The organism is Xenorhabdus anantnagensis, assembly GCF_028598555.1.
GTDB classification, from domain to species: domain Bacteria; phylum Pseudomonadota; class Gammaproteobacteria; order Enterobacterales; family Enterobacteriaceae; genus Xenorhabdus; species Xenorhabdus anantnagensis.
In genome coordinates this window covers 40,372-57,263 of record NZ_JAQRFN010000012.1, presented here as the reverse complement: position 1 = coordinate 57,263, position 16,892 = coordinate 40,372, and the positions used below count along the sequence as shown (strand labels likewise).

At 41.2% G+C, this 16,892-nt stretch carries 14 protein-coding genes; 7 read left to right on the top strand and 7 right to left on the bottom strand.

Annotation, left to right across the window (positions count from 1 at the left end):
- The first annotated feature begins 68 nt into the window (after positions 1–68).
- From rlmKL to pqiC, 5 genes are all read left to right on the top strand, one after another.
- Positions 69–2,204, top strand: a complete 2,136-nt coding sequence (gene rlmKL / locus PSI14_RS11130; protein ID WP_273575946.1) for a bifunctional 23S rRNA (guanine(2069)-N(7))-methyltransferase RlmK/23S rRNA (guanine(2445)-N(2))-methyltransferase RlmL — start codon at positions 69–71, stop codon at positions 2,202–2,204.
- A 4-nt stretch (positions 2,205–2,208) separates the two neighbouring features.
- Entirely contained in the window at positions 2,209–4,119 is a 1,911-nt protein-coding gene (locus tag PSI14_RS11125) for an ABC transporter ATP-binding protein (RefSeq protein ID WP_273575945.1), read from the top strand.
- A 103-nt stretch (positions 4,120–4,222) separates the two neighbouring features.
- Positions 4,223–5,437, top strand: a complete 1,215-nt coding sequence (pqiA, locus tag PSI14_RS11120; protein WP_370688847.1) for a membrane integrity-associated transporter subunit PqiA — start codon at positions 4,223–4,225, stop codon at positions 5,435–5,437.
- A 1-nt stretch (position 5,438) separates the two neighbouring features.
- Positions 5,439–7,088: an intermembrane transport protein PqiB gene (gene pqiB, locus PSI14_RS11115; protein WP_273575943.1), complete on the top strand. Its 1,650-nt coding sequence runs from the start codon at positions 5,439–5,441 to the stop codon at positions 7,086–7,088.
- The gene (pqiC, locus tag PSI14_RS11110) at positions 7,088–7,708 is read left to right on the top strand and encodes a membrane integrity-associated transporter subunit PqiC (protein ID WP_306309271.1); all 621 of its coding nucleotides are present in this window, start codon (positions 7,088–7,090) and stop codon (positions 7,706–7,708) included. The genes pqiB and pqiC overlap by 1 nt, the downstream gene beginning before the upstream one ends.
- 219 nt (positions 7,709–7,927) lie before the next feature.
- On the opposite strand, the gene fabA is transcribed toward pqiC, so the two are convergent.
- Positions 7,928–8,446, bottom strand: a complete 519-nt coding sequence (gene fabA / locus PSI14_RS11105; RefSeq protein ID WP_273575942.1) for a bifunctional 3-hydroxydecanoyl-ACP dehydratase/trans-2-decenoyl-ACP isomerase — start codon at positions 8,444–8,446, stop codon at positions 7,928–7,930.
- Positions 8,447–8,531: 85 nt separating this feature from the next.
- The gene (locus PSI14_RS11100) at positions 8,532–10,262 is read right to left on the bottom strand and encodes an AAA family ATPase (protein WP_273575941.1); all 1,731 of its coding nucleotides are present in this window, start codon (positions 10,260–10,262) and stop codon (positions 8,532–8,534) included.
- A 203-nt stretch (positions 10,263–10,465) separates the two neighbouring features.
- Here PSI14_RS11100 and matP point away from each other — a divergent pair, with 203 nt between their 5' ends.
- The gene (matP, locus tag PSI14_RS11095; RefSeq protein ID WP_273575940.1) at positions 10,466–10,915 is read left to right on the top strand and encodes a macrodomain Ter protein MatP; all 450 of its coding nucleotides are present in this window, start codon (positions 10,466–10,468) and stop codon (positions 10,913–10,915) included.
- 91 nt (positions 10,916–11,006) lie between these two features.
- Here matP and ompA read toward each other — a convergent pair whose 3' ends face one another.
- On the bottom strand, positions 11,007–12,113 hold the full coding sequence (ompA, locus tag PSI14_RS11090) for a porin OmpA (protein ID WP_273575939.1): 1,107 nt from the start codon (positions 12,111–12,113) through the stop codon (positions 11,007–11,009).
- A 356-nt stretch (positions 12,114–12,469) separates the two neighbouring features.
- Positions 12,470–13,042: an SOS-induced cell division inhibitor SulA gene (gene sulA / locus PSI14_RS11085; RefSeq protein WP_273575938.1), complete on the bottom strand. Its 573-nt coding sequence runs from the start codon at positions 13,040–13,042 to the stop codon at positions 12,470–12,472.
- Positions 13,043–13,283: 241 nt separating this feature from the next.
- Between sulA and PSI14_RS11080 the strand changes: the two genes are divergently transcribed.
- Positions 13,284–13,907, top strand: coding sequence for a TfoX/Sxy family DNA transformation protein (locus PSI14_RS11080; protein ID WP_273575937.1), 624 nt, complete (start codon positions 13,284–13,286; stop codon positions 13,905–13,907).
- Between the two features lie 46 nt (positions 13,908–13,953).
- On the opposite strand, the gene PSI14_RS11075 is transcribed toward PSI14_RS11080, so the two are convergent.
- From PSI14_RS11075 to PSI14_RS11065, 3 genes are all read right to left on the bottom strand, one after another.
- The gene (locus PSI14_RS11075) at positions 13,954–14,481 is read right to left on the bottom strand and encodes a nucleoside 2-deoxyribosyltransferase (protein ID WP_273575936.1); all 528 of its coding nucleotides are present in this window, start codon (positions 14,479–14,481) and stop codon (positions 13,954–13,956) included.
- A gap of 152 nt (positions 14,482–14,633) precedes the next feature.
- Positions 14,634–15,797 carry a hypothetical protein gene (locus PSI14_RS11070; RefSeq protein ID WP_273575935.1) on the bottom strand — a complete coding sequence of 388 codons (1,164 nt, stop codon included), beginning with the start codon at positions 15,795–15,797 and terminating at the stop codon, positions 14,634–14,636.
- 9 nt (positions 15,798–15,806) lie between these two features.
- Positions 15,807–16,892: a GNAT family N-acetyltransferase gene (locus PSI14_RS11065; RefSeq protein WP_273575934.1), complete on the bottom strand. Its 1,086-nt coding sequence runs from the start codon at positions 16,890–16,892 to the stop codon at positions 15,807–15,809.

Below are 16,892 nucleotides of genomic sequence, written 5' to 3'. Positions count from 1 at the left end.
TGTTGTTGGTATTGGCTATAATGTGCAGCAATTTTTTTGGTGGTAAACTTTTTGTGGTGATTAATAATATGAATTCTCTTTTTGCCAGCACGGCACGTGGACTGGAAGAACTGTTAAAGAACGAATTAGAAATACTGGGAGCGCAATCCTGTAAGATTGCCCAAGGTGGAGTTCACTTTCAGGCCGACGATCGGGTGATGTATAAAAGTCTGCTGTGGAGCAGACTGGCATCCCGTATCATGATGCCGCTCAATGAATTCAAAGTTTATAGTGATTTGGATCTGTACCTTGGTGTCCAGTCCATTGACTGGAGTGAGATCTTTTCAGTTGATAGCACGTTTTCTGTGCATTTCAGTGGTACGAATGAGGAGATCAGAAATACGCAATATGGCGCATTGAAAGTAAAAGATGCCATTGTTGATAGTTTTATGCGCAAAATAAAGCAACGTCCTGATGTTGCTAAACAACAACCTGATGTTCGTGTTCATGTCTTCCTGCATAAAGAGAAAGCAATAGTATCACTCGATTTGAGTGGGGATAGCCTGCATATCCGCGGCTACCGTGATCTGGCCGGACAAGCACCACTGAAAGAGAATCTTGCCGCAGCGATTATTTCTCGTTCTGGTTGGAATCCAGGAACACCAATGGTTGATCCAATGTGTGGTTCAGGAACGCTGCTAATAGAAGCGGCCATGATGGCGGCAGATTGCGCACCCGGCTTGCATCGTAAGCATTGGGGATTCACATCATGGTTGAAATTCAATGAAACAATCTGGCGTGAAATTACTACAGAAGCACAGGTACGTTTCCGTAAGGGATTACAGGAAACCACTTCTCGCTTTTTCGGAACGGATATTGATCGCCGTGTTATGGACATGGCACGTTCAAATGCGCGCAGGGCAGGGGTGGCTCAATTAATCCAGTTCCAGCAGGAAGATGCAAGCAAACTGGAAAACCCATTGCCGGAAGGGCCTGTGGGTACGGTATTAAGTAACCCGCCTTATGGTGAGCGCCTTGAAAGTGAACCCGCATTGATTGCACTGCATAGCATATTTGGTCGTGTGATTAAAGCTCGCTTCCCTGGCTGGCGTTTATCCTTGTTCAGTGCTTCCCCAGAACTATTGAGCTGCCTGCAATTACGAGCAGAGCGTGAGTTTAAGGCCAAAAATGGCCCCCTGGATTGCATCCAAAAGAATTACCTTATCCAAAAGAGCGAGCAACTATCGGATAAAACTCAGTCATTGGATGTAGGTATCGCTGAGGATTATGCTAACCGTCTGCGTAAAAACGAGAAAAAACTCAGTAAATGGGCCAAACAGCAAGGTATTGATTGCTATCGTTTATATGATGCGGATTTACCAGAATACAATGTTGCTGTTGATCGCTATGCTGATAAAATCATTGTGCAAGAATATGCACCACCGAAAACAGTGGATGCCAATAAAGCTCGCCAACGTCTGTTTGATGTCATCAGTGCAACAATGAATGTACTTGGCTTATCATCCAGCCAACTGATCTTGAAAACTCGCCAACGTCAGAAAGGCAAAAATCAGTATGAAAAAATGGCCGAGAAGAAAGAATTCTTTTTGGTAAACGAATATGGTGCGAAATTCTGGGTTAACCTGACCGATTATTTGGATACCGGATTATTCCTTGATCACCGTATTGCCCGTAAAAAATTGGGTGAAATGAGCCGAGGCAAAGATTTCCTCAATTTGTTTGCTTATACCGGTTCGGCGACAGTCCATGCAGGATTGGGTGGTGCGCGTTCGACGACTACAGTAGATATGTCTCGCACTTATCTTGAGTGGGCGGAGAAAAACTTACAGGTGAATGGCTTAACTGGACGCCAGCATCGTTTGATTCAGGCTGATTGCTTGGGATGGTTGGCTCAGACCCGTGAACAGTTCGATGTAATCTTTATTGATCCCCCAACATTCTCTAACTCCAAACGAATGGAAGACACTTTTGATATTCAGCGTGATCACATTACATTAATGAAACAATTAAAATGCCTGCTACGTTCTGGTGGAACCTTAATGTTCTCCAATAATAAACGGGGTTTTAAAATGGATTTTGCTGAATTGAATAAGTTGGGACTGGTTGCAAACGAAATAACAGAAAAAACTTTATCTCAGGATTTTGCCCGTAACCGTCAGATCCATAACTGCTGGCTGCTGCATCACGCTGGCGAGGAAAAATAACATTATGTCATTGATTAGTTTATCCGGTGCTTGGTTATCATTCAGTGATGCGCCGTTGTTGGATAATGCCGAGCTGCATATCGAAGAAAACGAAAGGGTGTGTTTGGTTGGGCGAAATGGTGCGGGAAAATCCACATTATTACGCGTATTGGCAAAAGAGCAACCACTGGATGATGGCTTAGTTATTTATGAGCAAGACCTGATTGTTGCGCGTTTACAGCAAGATCCTCCCCGTGATGTAGAAGGTACGGTGTTTGATTTTGTTGCAGAAGGGGTAAAAGAGCAGGCGGAGTGCATTAAAGCGTTCCATAATGCTTCGCGTTTGGTGGAAACAGACCCCAGCGAAAAGAACCTTAACCATCTGGCAGAATTACAGGAAATACTGGATATCCGCGGCCTCTGGTCATTGGATAGCCGTATTAGCGACGTGCTGAAACAACTCTCCTTGCCAGCAGAAGCGAAACTATCTTCACTATCTGGTGGTTGGTTGCGTAAGGCGGCTTTAGGCAGGGCGCTGGTTTGCTCTCCAAGAGTGTTGTTTCTTGATGAACCGACCAACCACCTTGATATCGATACCATCGAATGGTTGGAGAATTTCCTGAGAAACTTTAATGGCAGTCTTGTGTTCATTTCCCATGACCGCTCATTCATTCGCAACATGGCGACACGCATTGTTGATTTGGATCGCGGGAAACTGACCTCATGGCCGGGAAATTACGATAAGTATCTTGAAGGAAAAGAAGAAGCCCTGCGGGTTGAAGATTTACAAAATGCCGAATTTGATAAAAAGCTGGCTCAGGAAGAAGTTTGGATCCGTCAGGGTATTAAAGCACGGCGTACCCGTAATGAAGGCCGGGTAAGGGCACTGAAAGCCCTGCGTGTAGAACGCTCTGAACGTCGCAATGTTATGGGAGCGGCGAAAATGCAGGTCGAGGAAGCGACTCGTTCCGGTAAGATCGTATTTGAAATGGAAAATGTAAATTACCAGATTGGTGATAAAACATTAGTCAAAAATTTCTCGGCTCAAGTCCAGCGTGGCGACAAAATTGCGTTGGTGGGGCCAAATGGCTGCGGTAAAACGACGTTATTGAAGCTCATGCTGGGTGGGTTGTCAGCAGACAATGGGCGTATTCATTGTGGGACAAAACTTGAAGTGGCCTACTTTGATCAGCACCGTACTGCATTGGACCCGGATAAAACCGTCATGGATAATCTGGCTGAAGGTAAACAAGAAGTCATGGTCAATGGACGCTCCCGCCATGTACTGGGTTACTTGCAGGATTTCCTTTTCCATCCCAAACGAGCGATGACGCCTGTACGAGCACTTTCTGGTGGTGAGCGCAATCGTCTGTTATTGGCTAGACTATTCTTGAAACCAAGCAACCTGCTTATTCTTGATGAACCGACCAATGACCTTGACGTTGAAACATTGGAACTACTGGAAGAATTGGTTGATGGTTATACCGGAACCGTGATCTTGGTGAGCCACGATCGTCAATTTGTTGATAATTCAGTTACTGAATGCTGGATTTTTGAAGGCAATGGTGAAATCAACAATTATGTAGGGGGATATTACGATGCTCAGCAGCAACGGATGCAAACTATTTCTCTGCGTCAAGCTTCAGAGAAAAAGGTGAATGTTGAGAACAAGGTAGTAAAACCGAAAGAATTACCTAAACGGACAAACAATAAGATAAGTTACCATTTACTGCGTGAATTAGAGCAACTACCATCATTATTAGAAAAGCTAGAAGAAGAGATAGATAAATTACAATCTCAGGTCAGTGACCCAGATTTCTTCAATCAATCACATGAAATTACACAAAATGTTCTGAATGAATTAGCGAATAAAGAACAAGAATTGGAAAAAGCTTTTGATCGTTGGCAAGAATTGGAAATGATGAAAAACGGATGATAGCTGCTGCATAAAAGAAACTTGTGGGTTTTGCTAAAGGAGAAACACTTTGTGTTCCAATAACCACCAGCACAATAAGCTGGTTCTTTGTCCCCAATGTGACATGCTGGTGGCTGTGCCTGATTTGGAACAAGGGAAAAAGGCGGTTTGTCCACGGTGTAATACTTTACTGACCGCAAAGTGGAAAGAGCCGCGTAACCAACCAACAGGCTATGCATTAAGCGCATTAATGATGCTGTTTCTCGCTTGCCTGTTTCCTTTTGTTAGCATGAGTGTTGCGGGGATTGAGAGTCAAATAACGTTGACTCAGATCCCCGAAATGATGTTCAGTGAAGACTATTCCAGCATGGCTGTGTTTTTCCTGATCTTTGTTCAGCTTGTGCCAGCATTTTGTATGGTTGCCATCATCTTTTTATGTCAAAACGTCAAAATGGCGCGCCGCTTGAAAATAGAGTTGGCGCGCATTCTGTTTAAGATGAAAATGTGGTGTATGGCAGAAATCTTCCTTGCGGGAGTATTGGTGAGCTTTGTTAAGCTCATGGCATACGGTGAAATCAGCATTGGTTTGAGTTTCTTGCCTTATTGTCTATTTTGCTTATTTCAGATCAGGGCATTTCAGTGCCTTGATAGACATTGGTTTTGGAATGAAATAGAACCAGCCCCTGAAATTTGTCACAAATTACAAGCAGGAGTTCCCGGATTGGTGCAAGGAGTCAGGTTGTGTCAATGTTGTGCAGCCATTTTACCAGCCCATCAGTTTCAATGCCCCCGTTGTCACACAAGGGGATATGCTCGTCGTCGCCATAGTCTCCAATACACAATGGCACTACTGATAACATCCGTCATACTTTATATTCCGGCGAATATTTTACCGATAATGATAACCCAATCATTAGGAAGTCACATTAACTCGACTATTCTAGAGGGCATTATTCTACTTTGGAGTTCTGGTTCTTACCCGGTTGCGATGGTTATTTTTATTGCCAGTATTATGGTGCCTTTATTGAAAATGCTGGCTATCAGTTGGTTGTGCTGGGATGCGAAAAGCCAAGGCAAACATGACTCAGAAACGATGCATTTTATTTATGAAGTCGTGGAGTTTGTTGGCCGTTGGTCAATGATTGATGTGTTTGTTATTGCTGTATTATCGTCGTTGGTTCAGATGGGGCAGTTAATGAGTATCTATCCGGCTATGGGGGCGGTACTGTTTGCTTTGGTAGTGATCTTGACAATGTTTGCATCAATGACATTTGATCCGCGTTTAACTTGGGATAAATCCAACAGTAAATTTGTGTTACATAAAAATGAGGAATCATAAGGTGACGGATAAAGAAGAAGATCTGACTCAAGCCCGAATCAGTAAACTGAAGAGTTGGTCACCTATATGGATCGTACCAGTTATCACTGTGCTTATTGGGGCGTGGATATTGTTTTATCATTTCAGTCACCAAGGGCCGGAAGTGACTTTGACAACAACGGGTGCTGAGGGGATTGAAGCAGGAAAAACTAAAATCAAAAGCCGCAGTGTAGACGTTGGTGTCGTCGAAACCGTATCACTGAGCGATAACTTGAACAAGGTTATTATCACAGCTCGCCTGATCTATGGTATGGAGCGTCTTTTGCGCAAAGATACCACATTTTGGGTTGTAAAACCTCAGATTGGGCGTGAAGGGGTTTCCGGCCTGAGTACATTACTGTCAGGTGCATTTATTGAATTACAGCCCGGCACACAAGGAGAGGAAGAACAAACCTTTTCATTGCTTGCTTCACCCCCACTTGCTTCCCCTGATGCAAAAGGCATTCGTATTATCCTGACCAGTGAAGAAGCAGGACGATTAACACCTGGTGATCCCGTATTATTCCGGGGTTATCGTGTAGGCTCGGTTGAAACTGCTTCCTTTGATCCAAAATCTCGACAAGTCCAATACCAAATTTTCGTTAATGATCCTTACGATGGTTTATTGACAACCAATGTCAGATTTTGGAAAGACAGTGGCGTATCTTTCGATATGTCATCGCAAGGTTTACGGGTTGATGTAGCTTCATTATCAACCTTGTTTGCGAGTGGAGTGAGTTTTGATGTACCGAAAGGTTGGATTCTGGGTAATCCCGTTAAAGAAAAAGAAGTTTTTAAACTTTATGATAGTGAAAGAAGCATCCAAAGCTCACTTTATACCGAGCATAAAGACTTTTTATTATTTTTCTCTGATTCAGTGCGTGGATTGCAGACAGGAGCGCCCGTAGAATTCCGGGGTATCCGATTGGGTACTGTAGCCGCAGTACCTTTTTATCCTGAAGGGGTTAAGCAACGGCTCGACAATGATTTTCGCATTCCTGTATTGATTCATATAGAGCCTGAGCGTTTTAAGAAAGAATTGGGAAATGGGTTCGATACAGATAAAGAATTAAAGTTGATTATTGCGCGAGGGCTAAGAGCCTCCTTGAAATCGGGAAATTTACTGACTGGCGCATTGTTTATTGATCTGGATTTTTACCCTAATGAGAAAGTCTGGAAAGATCCATATGAAATTGCAGGTTATGAAACTCTACCCACAATCAGTGGTGGTTTGGCGCAAATCCAGCAGAAGATTATAACGGCATTGGATAAAATCAATAACATGCCGATTGAACCAGTATTCAATCAGGCAAAACGGACACTCGAAGAAAGCCAGAAGACGATGAAAGAAGCACATAAAACAATAGGTGAATTAAATCGTATTCTCGCGAGTCAAGAAGCGCAGGCACTTCCTAAAGATATACAAAATACATTGCGTGAGTTGAACCGCAGTATGCAGGGAATTCAACCAGGCTCACCCGCTTATCGTAAACTGATGGATAATATGCAGCGGTTGGATCAAGTATTACGTGAATTACAACCTGTTTTAAAAACGCTTAATAATAAAAGTAATGCATTAGTATTCGAAGCTGAAGCAACAAAAGATCCAGAACCTAAAAAGGCACTTAAATAATGAAAAAGTTGATTTCAAGATTGGCATTTTTTATTCCCGTTAGTGTTGTTGTGGTTGGGAGTCTATTTACTTCAGGATGCAGCAGTGGTCAGCTACAAAAAACGTATTATCAATTGCCTGTTTTGGCTAATGTGGTAGCGGAAAAGTCTGCATCACAGGAGATCAAACTGGGGGCGAAACATGAACCGCAGTTGTGGATAAAAAGCGTTCACCTTTCTGACTACCTTGCGGCTCCTGGAATAGTGTATCAAACAGGAGATGTAAGCTATGTCAATGCATCAAACCATTTATGGGCTAGCCCGTTGCAGCAGCAATTACAACAAGCATTGAGTTCTGAACTGAGCGCAGCATTTCCAAATCGTTTGGTTTCTGATCAGGAATTAGAAAAAGATGCAGATACGTTGGATGTCACAATAACTGCTTTTCACGGGCGATATGATGGTCAAGTGTTGATTGGAGGCTATTGGATACTGTCTAACTCAGATAAGGTGGTTAAGCGGCCTTTCAACTTTAAGTTGAAACAGGAAAAAAATGGCTATGCTGAATTAGTGCTTACTTTATCAAAGGGTTACAATCAGTTAGCTAAATCAATTGCCAAACAACTTTCTTTGCAACCTTAACCGAGTAAATGTTTATCATAACTATTTTATGTCTACCTTTGCTTGATATTCATTTTATACAAGGATATGACTAGGAAAAATCAGGCAAAAAACGATCGTTTATTCATCTTCATGGTAACAAGTAAGAGAAATACCTCCGCCATTTGCGGAGGTTTTCAGCATCGGAGACAGAGGTTAATCAATTTGTTAGTCGCCAATGTCAGTTCATTTGTTCGTTCATCAAAAAGCACTGGTATCTTTGAATAAGCCTACTTTCAAATCAGCCGCAGTATAAATCAGTTTGCCATCCACCAGAACTTCGCCATCGGCCAGTCCCATAATTAATTTGCGATTAATGACACGCTTGAAATTAATACGATAGGTCACTTTTTTTGCCGTTGGTAATATCTGTCCAGTAAATTTGACTTCCCCAACACCGAGTGCGCGGCCTTTACCTTCTCCACCGATCCAGCCTAAGAAGAAACCGACGAGCTGCCACATGGCATCAAGACCGAGGCAGCCGGGCATAACAGGATCATTGACAAAATGGCAATCGAAAAACCACAACTCAGGATTGATGTCGAATTCAGCCTCGACATACCCTTTATTGTAAGTACCACCGATTTCTGTCATTTTCGTGATGCGATCCATCATCAGCATATTGCCAGAAGGCAGCGGTGGTCCATTTTCACCAAACAATTTACCTTGTCCAGAGGCTTGAAGTTCTTCTTTCGTGTAGGACTCTTGTTTTTTAAACATATTCTCAGATTGCCTTATCATCGTGTAAGGCTAGAGAATAGCGTACACTTGTACGCTCAACAACTCCGATCAGATAATAATGGAATTAACCCAACCAGCGGAGAAACCAAGGAAATCGAGGTCTTTCTTGAATATTAGCCTGTGTTATGCGTTCGTGTATGATAGCTAACAGATGTTCTTTTTGTGGGTCATAATAGGGAATGCCGAGTAACAATGATGCAGCTTCAGAGACATGCCCGACTGCCCAAATATGAAATTGCCCATTTTTTACCGCATTAACAACATCTTGATTCAAGCATAAATGTTGAACATTTGTGGTTGGAATAATGACACCTTGATGGCCGGTTAGCCCGCAGTAGTGACATAGACGGAAAAAGCCTTCAATTTTTTCATTAACTCCACCAATGGGTTGTACATAACCAAATTGGTCCACGGCACCAGTAACAGCAATTTGCTGGTCAATAGGCTGTTGTGACAGAGCGCTGATAAGGGCACACAGTTCGGCGAGTGAAGCGCTATCCCCGTCCACTTCACCATAGGATTGTTCGAAAACAATAGAAGCAGAGAAAGGCTGTGGTTGATCTAATTTCAATTCAGAAATTAAATAAGCCTGCATGATCATCATACCCTTAGCATGAATATTGCCACCTAACTCAACCTTGCGTTCCACATCAATAAATTCGCCATCTCCTAAGTGTGCAACACAACTGATACGAGAGGGTTCCCCCATTGGATCAGGATGCCCAGGATATTCGAGCACGGATAGCCCATTGATTTGGCCGATAACTGAGCCTTGTGTACGAATCAATACCTGACCTTTCAGAATTTCGTCCATACTGCGTTCGGACAAATAGCCATGACGCCAAATACGATTATCTTCCGCTTGTTGTAGAGAATCTTTGGTGATCTGATTTTCCTGATGATAAATAGTTGCGGTTTCTAGTTTTTGTTGCACCCATTGAATATCCAGAGGTAACTGGAATTGATCTTCTGTGTAACGAGTAGCGAGTTTAATCAATTCTGGCCAGGCATCAGCACTTAATGGAGGCAAGTTTTGTTGCTGGATGATCCCATTAACGTATCGACACCATACTGTCAGATCATCTTCTTCATGAAAGGGCATATCCAGTTCAAATTCACCATACAATGCATTGTTCGTCAGCTCAGGCTCGATGGATTGTAGCTCTTCAAGGCTGAGTCTGTCTCCGACTAAAAGCAGACGCAGATCCAGTTCCATTGACGGTATCGGCAGTGGGAGAGGGTGCTTTTCATCATGTGATAGCCAATCAAAACGGCGTTGAATAATCATCTGCTTGAGACGAACCCACATCAATGGTTGAGAAAGCAGGGTGCGCAGAGACAGAATCAAGATACCACCGTTTACCTGATGGATAAGGCCGGGTTGCAGTTGTAGTACCCCTTGATGTGTATAGATATTGCCAAATAATTGCTCTGGTTCAATCCACTCACGGTAAGCCACTTGTTCAGTTGGTGCAAAAAAGCCTTCCCCTGTAGAGTGCCAAGTAATGGTTTGGTGCTCTATCTGATAATAGCCGCCGATACTTGGACGGTTTTCCGGCAACAAAGAGGAAATAGTATCGGATAAAAGAGACAGATAAGCATTACTCTCTTCCGCCTTCAGCAGCATAAAAGGTTGGCGCAGAGAGGCCTGACAAAAAAGGGATAACCCACTGTGCAGCCTGGGTTGAACCTCATCTATTGTGATGGGGGGCAATTCAGCGACAGAATTAAAGAGTGCTTGATAAGGCGCATTGTTTGGCTGTAATGCCTGCCAGTCTAATTTTATATTCGTCAAAGTGTTAGCTACATATAGTAAAAAAGAAACATTTATTATACAAGATTAAGCAATGAACCAACATGCCTGAATTTTGAAAGAAATGACATTTGAGCCTGTGCTTTCGTTGCTTGTAAAATATGCCAGTGTTCTGTGTTGTTATGAGCAATTCAAAGAAATAGTTGCTATGCTTAATTTAAGTTACGCTGTCACTGAGAGATGAAATGAAATATCAACAATTGGAAAATCTGGAATGTGGCTGGAAATGGGCATATTTGGCAAAAAAGCATCGTGAAGGTGAGCCGATTACTAAATACATTGAAAAAAGCGCTGCACAGGATGCGGTCAATGAACTAATGAGTTTAGAACGAGAACCAGTCAAAGTATTGAAATGGATTTCTCTGCACATGAATCCGGATTTATCCAACCGAATGAAGCAAACGATTCGGGCACGGCGTAAACGTCATTTTAATGCTGAACACCAACACTCACGTAAGAAATCAATTGATCTGGATTTTCGTGTTTGGCAGCGGCTTTCAGCGCTTTCCCGACGTCGCGGTAATACTTTGTCAGAAACGATCATTCAATTATTGGAAGATGCTGAATATCGGGAAAAGTATACTCATCAAATATCGAGTTTGAAGCAGGATTTGGAAGCAATATTGGGGAAATAACCCCGGTAATAACCAGTAATCAATAGGAAAATGTATCAAAACATAAAACCCCATTTAAAATGGGGTTTTTAATGAATAGAGAGAGGCTATATTACTTAGCTGCTTGTGGCTGAGTAACCACTTTAGTAACGCCCTGAATGTTGATAATTACACGGCGATCCGGAGCCAAGCAGTTGATAAGCTTAGAGCGGACTTTAATTTTGTCACAGGTAGAGCCAGTGACAGGATTTTCCTTACCACGGCCTTCTGCTTGGATTGAATCTGCTGGAATGCCTTTAGCAATCAAGTAATCTACAACGGATTGAGCACGTTTATGAGACAGTGGCAGGTTGTAATTTTGGCTGCCGATGCGGTCAGTATAACCGAGTACCAGAACCTTGCCTTGATCTGGGTCGATTCTGGTCAGTTGGTTGTACAGGTTATCCAGTTCCTGTTTACCTTCTGCTTTCAACGTTGATTTGTTGAAATTGAACAGAACGTCAGAGCGCAGAGTAAAGCTTTTGTTTTCAACAATAGGGGTTGGCGCTGCTACAACTGGAGGAGCAACTGGGACAACGATTGGTGCAGCTTCACCTTGACCAAAACGGTAAGAAACACCAACACTCAGCAGACCGTTATCTGGACGGGCACCAACACTGTTAGCGTCACCGATGTTGTTAACCCACTGGTAATCCAGACGGGTTGCTAGATTTTTGGTCAGTGCGTATTCAACACCAACCGCAGCCAGAGGAGAAACACCTGTATCGTGGTTTTTCAGTCTGCTCTGATCTGCTGTATTGGCATTGTGGGTTGCAGACGAGTCTGCACGCCATATCATACCGCCAAGACGAGTATAAACATCCAGATTATTCAGAACCGGGTAGCTCAGTTTGGTCGTTAGCTGAACACCTTGAGCGCGGAAAGAGCCGTTATTAATACTACCCTTATAGGCCATGCGTCCCAACCAGTCATAACCCAATTCAAAGCCTAAATATGGGTTTGCCTGATAACCGACATAGGCACCTGCGCCAGGTTGGTTTTTGCGGGTAGGGCCGTTACCAATCAGGTTATCGTAACCATTTCCATAGAAATTTACATCATGGTATTGAGACCAACCCAGCTTAGCACCGGTATACCAAGTGTTGTCCTTTGGAGCTGCTTGAGCAGCAGTTGCGAAAGCTGCCACTGCCACTGCTACTGCGATAGCTGTTTTCTTCATTTTACGCCTCGTTATCATCCAAATAGGCAATTGGCCTTAAAAGCCTTATTGTTAGCCATTGGTTAAAATGTTCTGTTAGGTAATTGTGCTTTAATCAGAAGATGTGTTCTGAAATATAAGAGCAGTAAGCACAACTCCCTAAACTGTGTAAAGTCTACAACGAAGTTAAAAAGTTACAAGTACACTGTGACTCATGACACAAAATATTTAATTACCGACAGACAAACCCTAAGCATTATTGACGAATGTTTACAATATTTACGGTATTAATACATTGATTTTTATTGCAAACAATAATAAATATCAATTGGTAGCTTGTTTTTTATAAAAATTATTAAGATTAATCCTAATTTAAATCAATGATAGTAATTAGAGTGAATTTGTAATCCATTAGATTGCGAAATAAATTGATGTGATAAATTTTGTGGACGCATAATAAAACCAAGAGTAGTTCCTTTTTGTGCGGCCAGTTGTAGCGTATTTAATTGATATTCCGATAATTCGGGTAACCAACCTAATACAATGCTGTAATTTCCACTTGCCAAAGCTTTTTCCATGGCACTAATCGAATCTGTAGGACAGACTTGATTTAATTGAATGATTTTATTTAGAGGAAGCCCTGCATTTATTAGCCACTGACGGCTCAACTTCTTATTGGGGTTTACCCAAAGCAACCATCGATCTTCTTTTCCAGACTGACGTAATAAAGGAAGAAGAATCTGATGAATGGCAGGTTGGTGTTCACTGTAGATCAGCTCACTGATCGTACCTTTTATTGTGTGTGAAATATATTGAGGTGGTTCCACAAAAGACAGCTTTTTCACGGTCATCCCAACCATTGTTTTGTCTGTTTTATGTTCGTTTACTGTTGTGCCAGCAGCTGTTGTTTTTTTCTCAGTGAGATATTCCCACGCTGATCGGATGCTCATAATGTTCCTCGCCATAATAAGCTGTATATTTATACAGTATAACGCTATTTGATTAAAAGCAAGTCTCTTTTTTTCAAAGCGCTTCGCAAAAATTTACAGAAATTAGAATTTTTCTGACTTAACGATTGGCAGTTGGAAATAGATTGCGTATGGTTTTAATTAATTGTTCTTGTTATCTATTTTATAGATAGCAGACATAATCAAGCATTACGTTGGAATGTGATTCATGGAGTGATAAAAAATGTTTTTATCCGGAGCTCGTTTGGCCCAATTGCAACAAGGTGTATCTTCACTGGGAAAGCTTAAGAAAAAATCTCAATTTGGGGGCATTGGGTTGTTAATTGATGGTATTTTATTCGCCATTAGTTCTGATGGGGAACTTTATTTGCGAGGAAATAGTCACGCTGAAGTATTATTTAAGGCTAGGGGAATGGAGAAATTTATTTATTCAAAAAGAGGAATACCTGTGACTTTGCGGTATTACCGTGTTAATGAATCACTTTGGCAGGATCAAAAACAGTTATTTGAATATGTAAATTTAGCCTATCAATACACAATGAAAGAAATAATTGATAGACAGAAAATGCCTCTTAGGCTTAAAGATCTTCCTAATTTAGGGATCGCTTTAGAAAGGCAATTATGGAAAGTGGGTATCTCTAAAGTAGAAGAATTACGAATGTTAGGAGCAAAAGCAACTTACCTCAAACTCCAGCAGCATAGGAAAAAAACAAATGTCAGTTTGTTGCTTGCATTGGCAGGTGCAATAGAAGGGTGTCATGTGGCGGTATTACCAGAAAAGATACGTAACGAATTAATTAGCTGGCACAGCGAGCTGGTTCACCAAAATTCAGATACTCATTCATAATGAGTGAAGTTTGGTGAATAGGGGCGTGGGCCCCTATTGCCGCATTTTATGCAACAGCTGAAGATTTTTGAACAACTTGTTTTACTACTATGGATTGGATCGTATGGCTTAATATGGCTGGGTCGTATTCAAAATCATTCAAAGGGATATGATAAACCTGAGCAATAGCTGACAGACCTTTTAGTAAATGGCTGGCAGAGTCATCAAAAGGTTTTTCGGTTACCAGTATAATTGGACGTTTTAAGGCGGAAGCCCAGCCCAATTCGATATGAGTACCATCGGTTCGTATTAGTTTTTTCTGTTGTGGACAAACTGGCAAAATAGCAACGAAAATATCACACTGTTCCATCCATTGGCGATCTCGTTGAGAAACTTCCTCTGGTGTAAATAGATGTGTTGTTCCTCCAAATTGCTCTGTACGATGGGCTGAAAAAACTTCTGCACCGAGTGATTCTAATTGATGAATGGCAGATTTTAGGTGAGTTTGTAAATTATTATCTAATGTCTTGAGTTTTAAGGCGTGTTGAATAGGGCCACCGATAAATACTTTAAGATCAGAAAATATTATGGACATAGGATTGCCTCTTATAGAAATAAGATATGATTTTTATTAATAGATGATAATAATGTATTTTGTTATGCGAATATCATAGGATCATCATTTTAATTATCTATATTCATAAGTTAGCTATGTTAATAGTTAACTATATTCATATGGTTGTTTTATTATGTCAATTTTTGATTGGATATTCTATTTTCAATATAATTAACAATAATGTCATTTGAATTATGATTAAAAATATCATGGAAAAAATTAGAATTATTTTTCTCTTTTGAGAGGAATTTGTTAATCATCTCCATAGCACGCTTTCTTTCTATAGGATTATTCATGAATAACTCGTTGCATTTTTTAATTAACTCTAAACCCTTTTTCTCTGGCAAGTATGAGAGAATCTCAGGATAGCCATATTCAGATTGCCATAAAAAACCGTATTCGGAGGTATAATAATGTTGAAGATAAACTTCTAGCTGTAATTGCTGACTATAATTTTGTGGTGGTAAGAAAAAAACATCTTTATTGAGTGCGGCACATTCATAAAATGTTGTAAGTCCCGGATTAGATAGAACCTTACGGGCACGAAGTAATTTTTGCAGAAAATCATGTCTTGCAAAACAGCCAACATGAATATGAGGATGTGTTTTGGCAAGCATATTTGCCAGATTTACGATTGTTTTGCCGCCACCTGCAATAGTAATGTTGGTTTCATTTTTCAGATTGGGAATAGACAACAATTCCTGAAGGAAATGGTAGTAAAAGTCTGTTGTATCAGCGTAGACCGTATCAATGCCACCAAGAGTGATTAATACACCTTCTGGTGGATGCTCATCCATCATGCATTGTTGCAGAGAGTCAGGAAGAATCGGGGGTACAACTTGATAATCACCTAGCTTGTCACGGAATTTTTCAATATTTCGTTCTATTCCATGAAAGTTCTGAATGAAGGTTTTTTCGGTTTGGTGCAGATCAACATGGAGGTTATCCCACATCCAAAATAGAGTATCGATATAGATAATGGGTGTACCCAGTTCTGCAACAAAATTGATCGAGTTAGGGTTCGTGTTGCTAATGTAAAGGTTTGCTCCTGAAATAAGTTCAGAATAGCGTGAAAGCTCGGTAACCGAGGTAGTATCACATTCATAAATAGCGTCAAATAAACTGGATTTTTGACCTAATTGAGACGAGGTGAGTGTACCTAACAAAATAAACTTAGTGCCCGATATTAACTTATTTCGACGCTTTAACTGTTCCGCCACATTTAATGTGGTGGATATTGGACCAAAACAGAATGGATCTGCGTCAAAAATAATATATGGAATATTTTTCAACATATTATTATCTCATAAAGGGATATTTACATTTTCTATATCGAATTGTTTAGTATAAGGACAGTATAAAAAAGTACTGCCATGAAGGTTATGGAGGTGCAATCGTCCAGAAAGATTGAGATTGTTTGTCATCAAATTAGCCAAGAAAATATTGTGCAGATTTTGATGGGAGATAATGATCCGCATAGAGGACATTAAGAGTTCGTCGCCCATTTGCATGACAAAACGATGGATTCTATCGGCCGCTTCCATCACCTGTTCTGAATTTTTAAATGGTGAATCAAGGGGGGTATGCAGTAACCGATAAGCATAATCTTCACCATAACGATGCGGAATATCCTCTAACTTCATGCCAATAAGCTCTTCTGGAAAGAATTCACACAGCGCATCAGTTTCTTGTATTGAACAATATTTATGTGCCGAACTGAGTGCTTTGGCGGTTTCAAGTGCCCGGCGTTGAGGTGAGGTATAAATATTTTGCCACGGAAGATTCCCCAGTATTCGTGTACCGATTTCTTCAGCCTGTTTGATTGCAGTGGCATCAAGGGCGATCAGGTTATCTTCAGGGCAATAATCTAGGTGATCAAGTGGGATAACTTTTCCATGCCTGATCCAAAGTATTTTCAGGGGAGGGATGGAGCCATTGTAGTGTATGCGCCCGTCTATTTGATGGCTTGAAAGTCCATGAAATTGCCAAAAACAGTTAGCATTTTTGCCTACATCTGTCTCCAGATGAACGTGTGTTGCACCATGGTGACGTCCCCATTGCAGCATGGCATGCCATAATCCATAACCTAGTTTCTGTCGTTGGTATTCATCCCTGATATAAAATTCAGCAATATTCAGGGTTACTTTTTCTTCCCGCTCAAGGTATACATTGGCTAAACCTGCCAATTGCCCGGCATTCAGCAACAAAAACAATCCTCTGTCACCTTGCTGAATACGTTGTTCAAGGACTGCGTGATTTTCTTTTGCTATAGCCTCTTCTGATTGATCCCTAAAGACTTCCGGCCAATGGCGTTGAAAATATTCGCCATAAAGATGAAGAAATGAATTCCACAAGGGGGATTGAGGGGTAACTTGTTTGAGTTCTAACAT

What these genes read in the sequence shown, in the direction of transcription:
- rlmKL (WP_273575946.1), top strand. Translation starts at nt 69, where the DNA reads ATGAATTCTCTTTTTGCCAGCACGGCACGTGGACTGGAAGAACTGTTA.
- PSI14_RS11125 (WP_273575945.1), top strand. Translation starts at nt 2,209, where the DNA reads ATGTCATTGATTAGTTTATCCGGTGCTTGGTTATCATTCAGTGATGCG.
- pqiA (WP_370688847.1), top strand. Translation starts at nt 4,223, where the DNA reads ATGCTGGTGGCTGTGCCTGATTTGGAACAAGGGAAAAAGGCGGTTTGT.
- pqiC (WP_306309271.1), top strand. Translation starts at nt 7,088, where the DNA reads ATGAAAAAGTTGATTTCAAGATTGGCATTTTTTATTCCCGTTAGTGTT.
- fabA (WP_273575942.1), bottom strand. Translation starts at nt 8,446, where the DNA reads ATGTTTAAAAAACAAGAGTCCTACACGAAAGAAGAACTTCAAGCCTCT.
- matP (WP_273575940.1), top strand. Translation starts at nt 10,466, where the DNA reads ATGAAATATCAACAATTGGAAAATCTGGAATGTGGCTGGAAATGGGCA.
- ompA (WP_273575939.1), bottom strand. Translation starts at nt 12,113, where the DNA reads ATGAAGAAAACAGCTATCGCAGTAGCAGTGGCAGTGGCAGCTTTCGCA.
- sulA (WP_273575938.1), bottom strand. Translation starts at nt 13,042, where the DNA reads ATGAGCATCCGATCAGCGTGGGAATATCTCACTGAGAAAAAAACAACA.
- PSI14_RS11080 (WP_273575937.1), top strand. Translation starts at nt 13,284, where the DNA reads ATGTTTTTATCCGGAGCTCGTTTGGCCCAATTGCAACAAGGTGTATCT.
- PSI14_RS11075 (WP_273575936.1), bottom strand. Translation starts at nt 14,481, where the DNA reads ATGTCCATAATATTTTCTGATCTTAAAGTATTTATCGGTGGCCCTATT.
- PSI14_RS11070 (WP_273575935.1), bottom strand. Translation starts at nt 15,797, where the DNA reads ATGTTGAAAAATATTCCATATATTATTTTTGACGCAGATCCATTCTGT.
- PSI14_RS11065 (WP_273575934.1), bottom strand. Translation starts at nt 16,892, where the DNA reads ATGTTAGAACTCAAACAAGTTACCCCTCAATCCCCCTTGTGGAATTCA.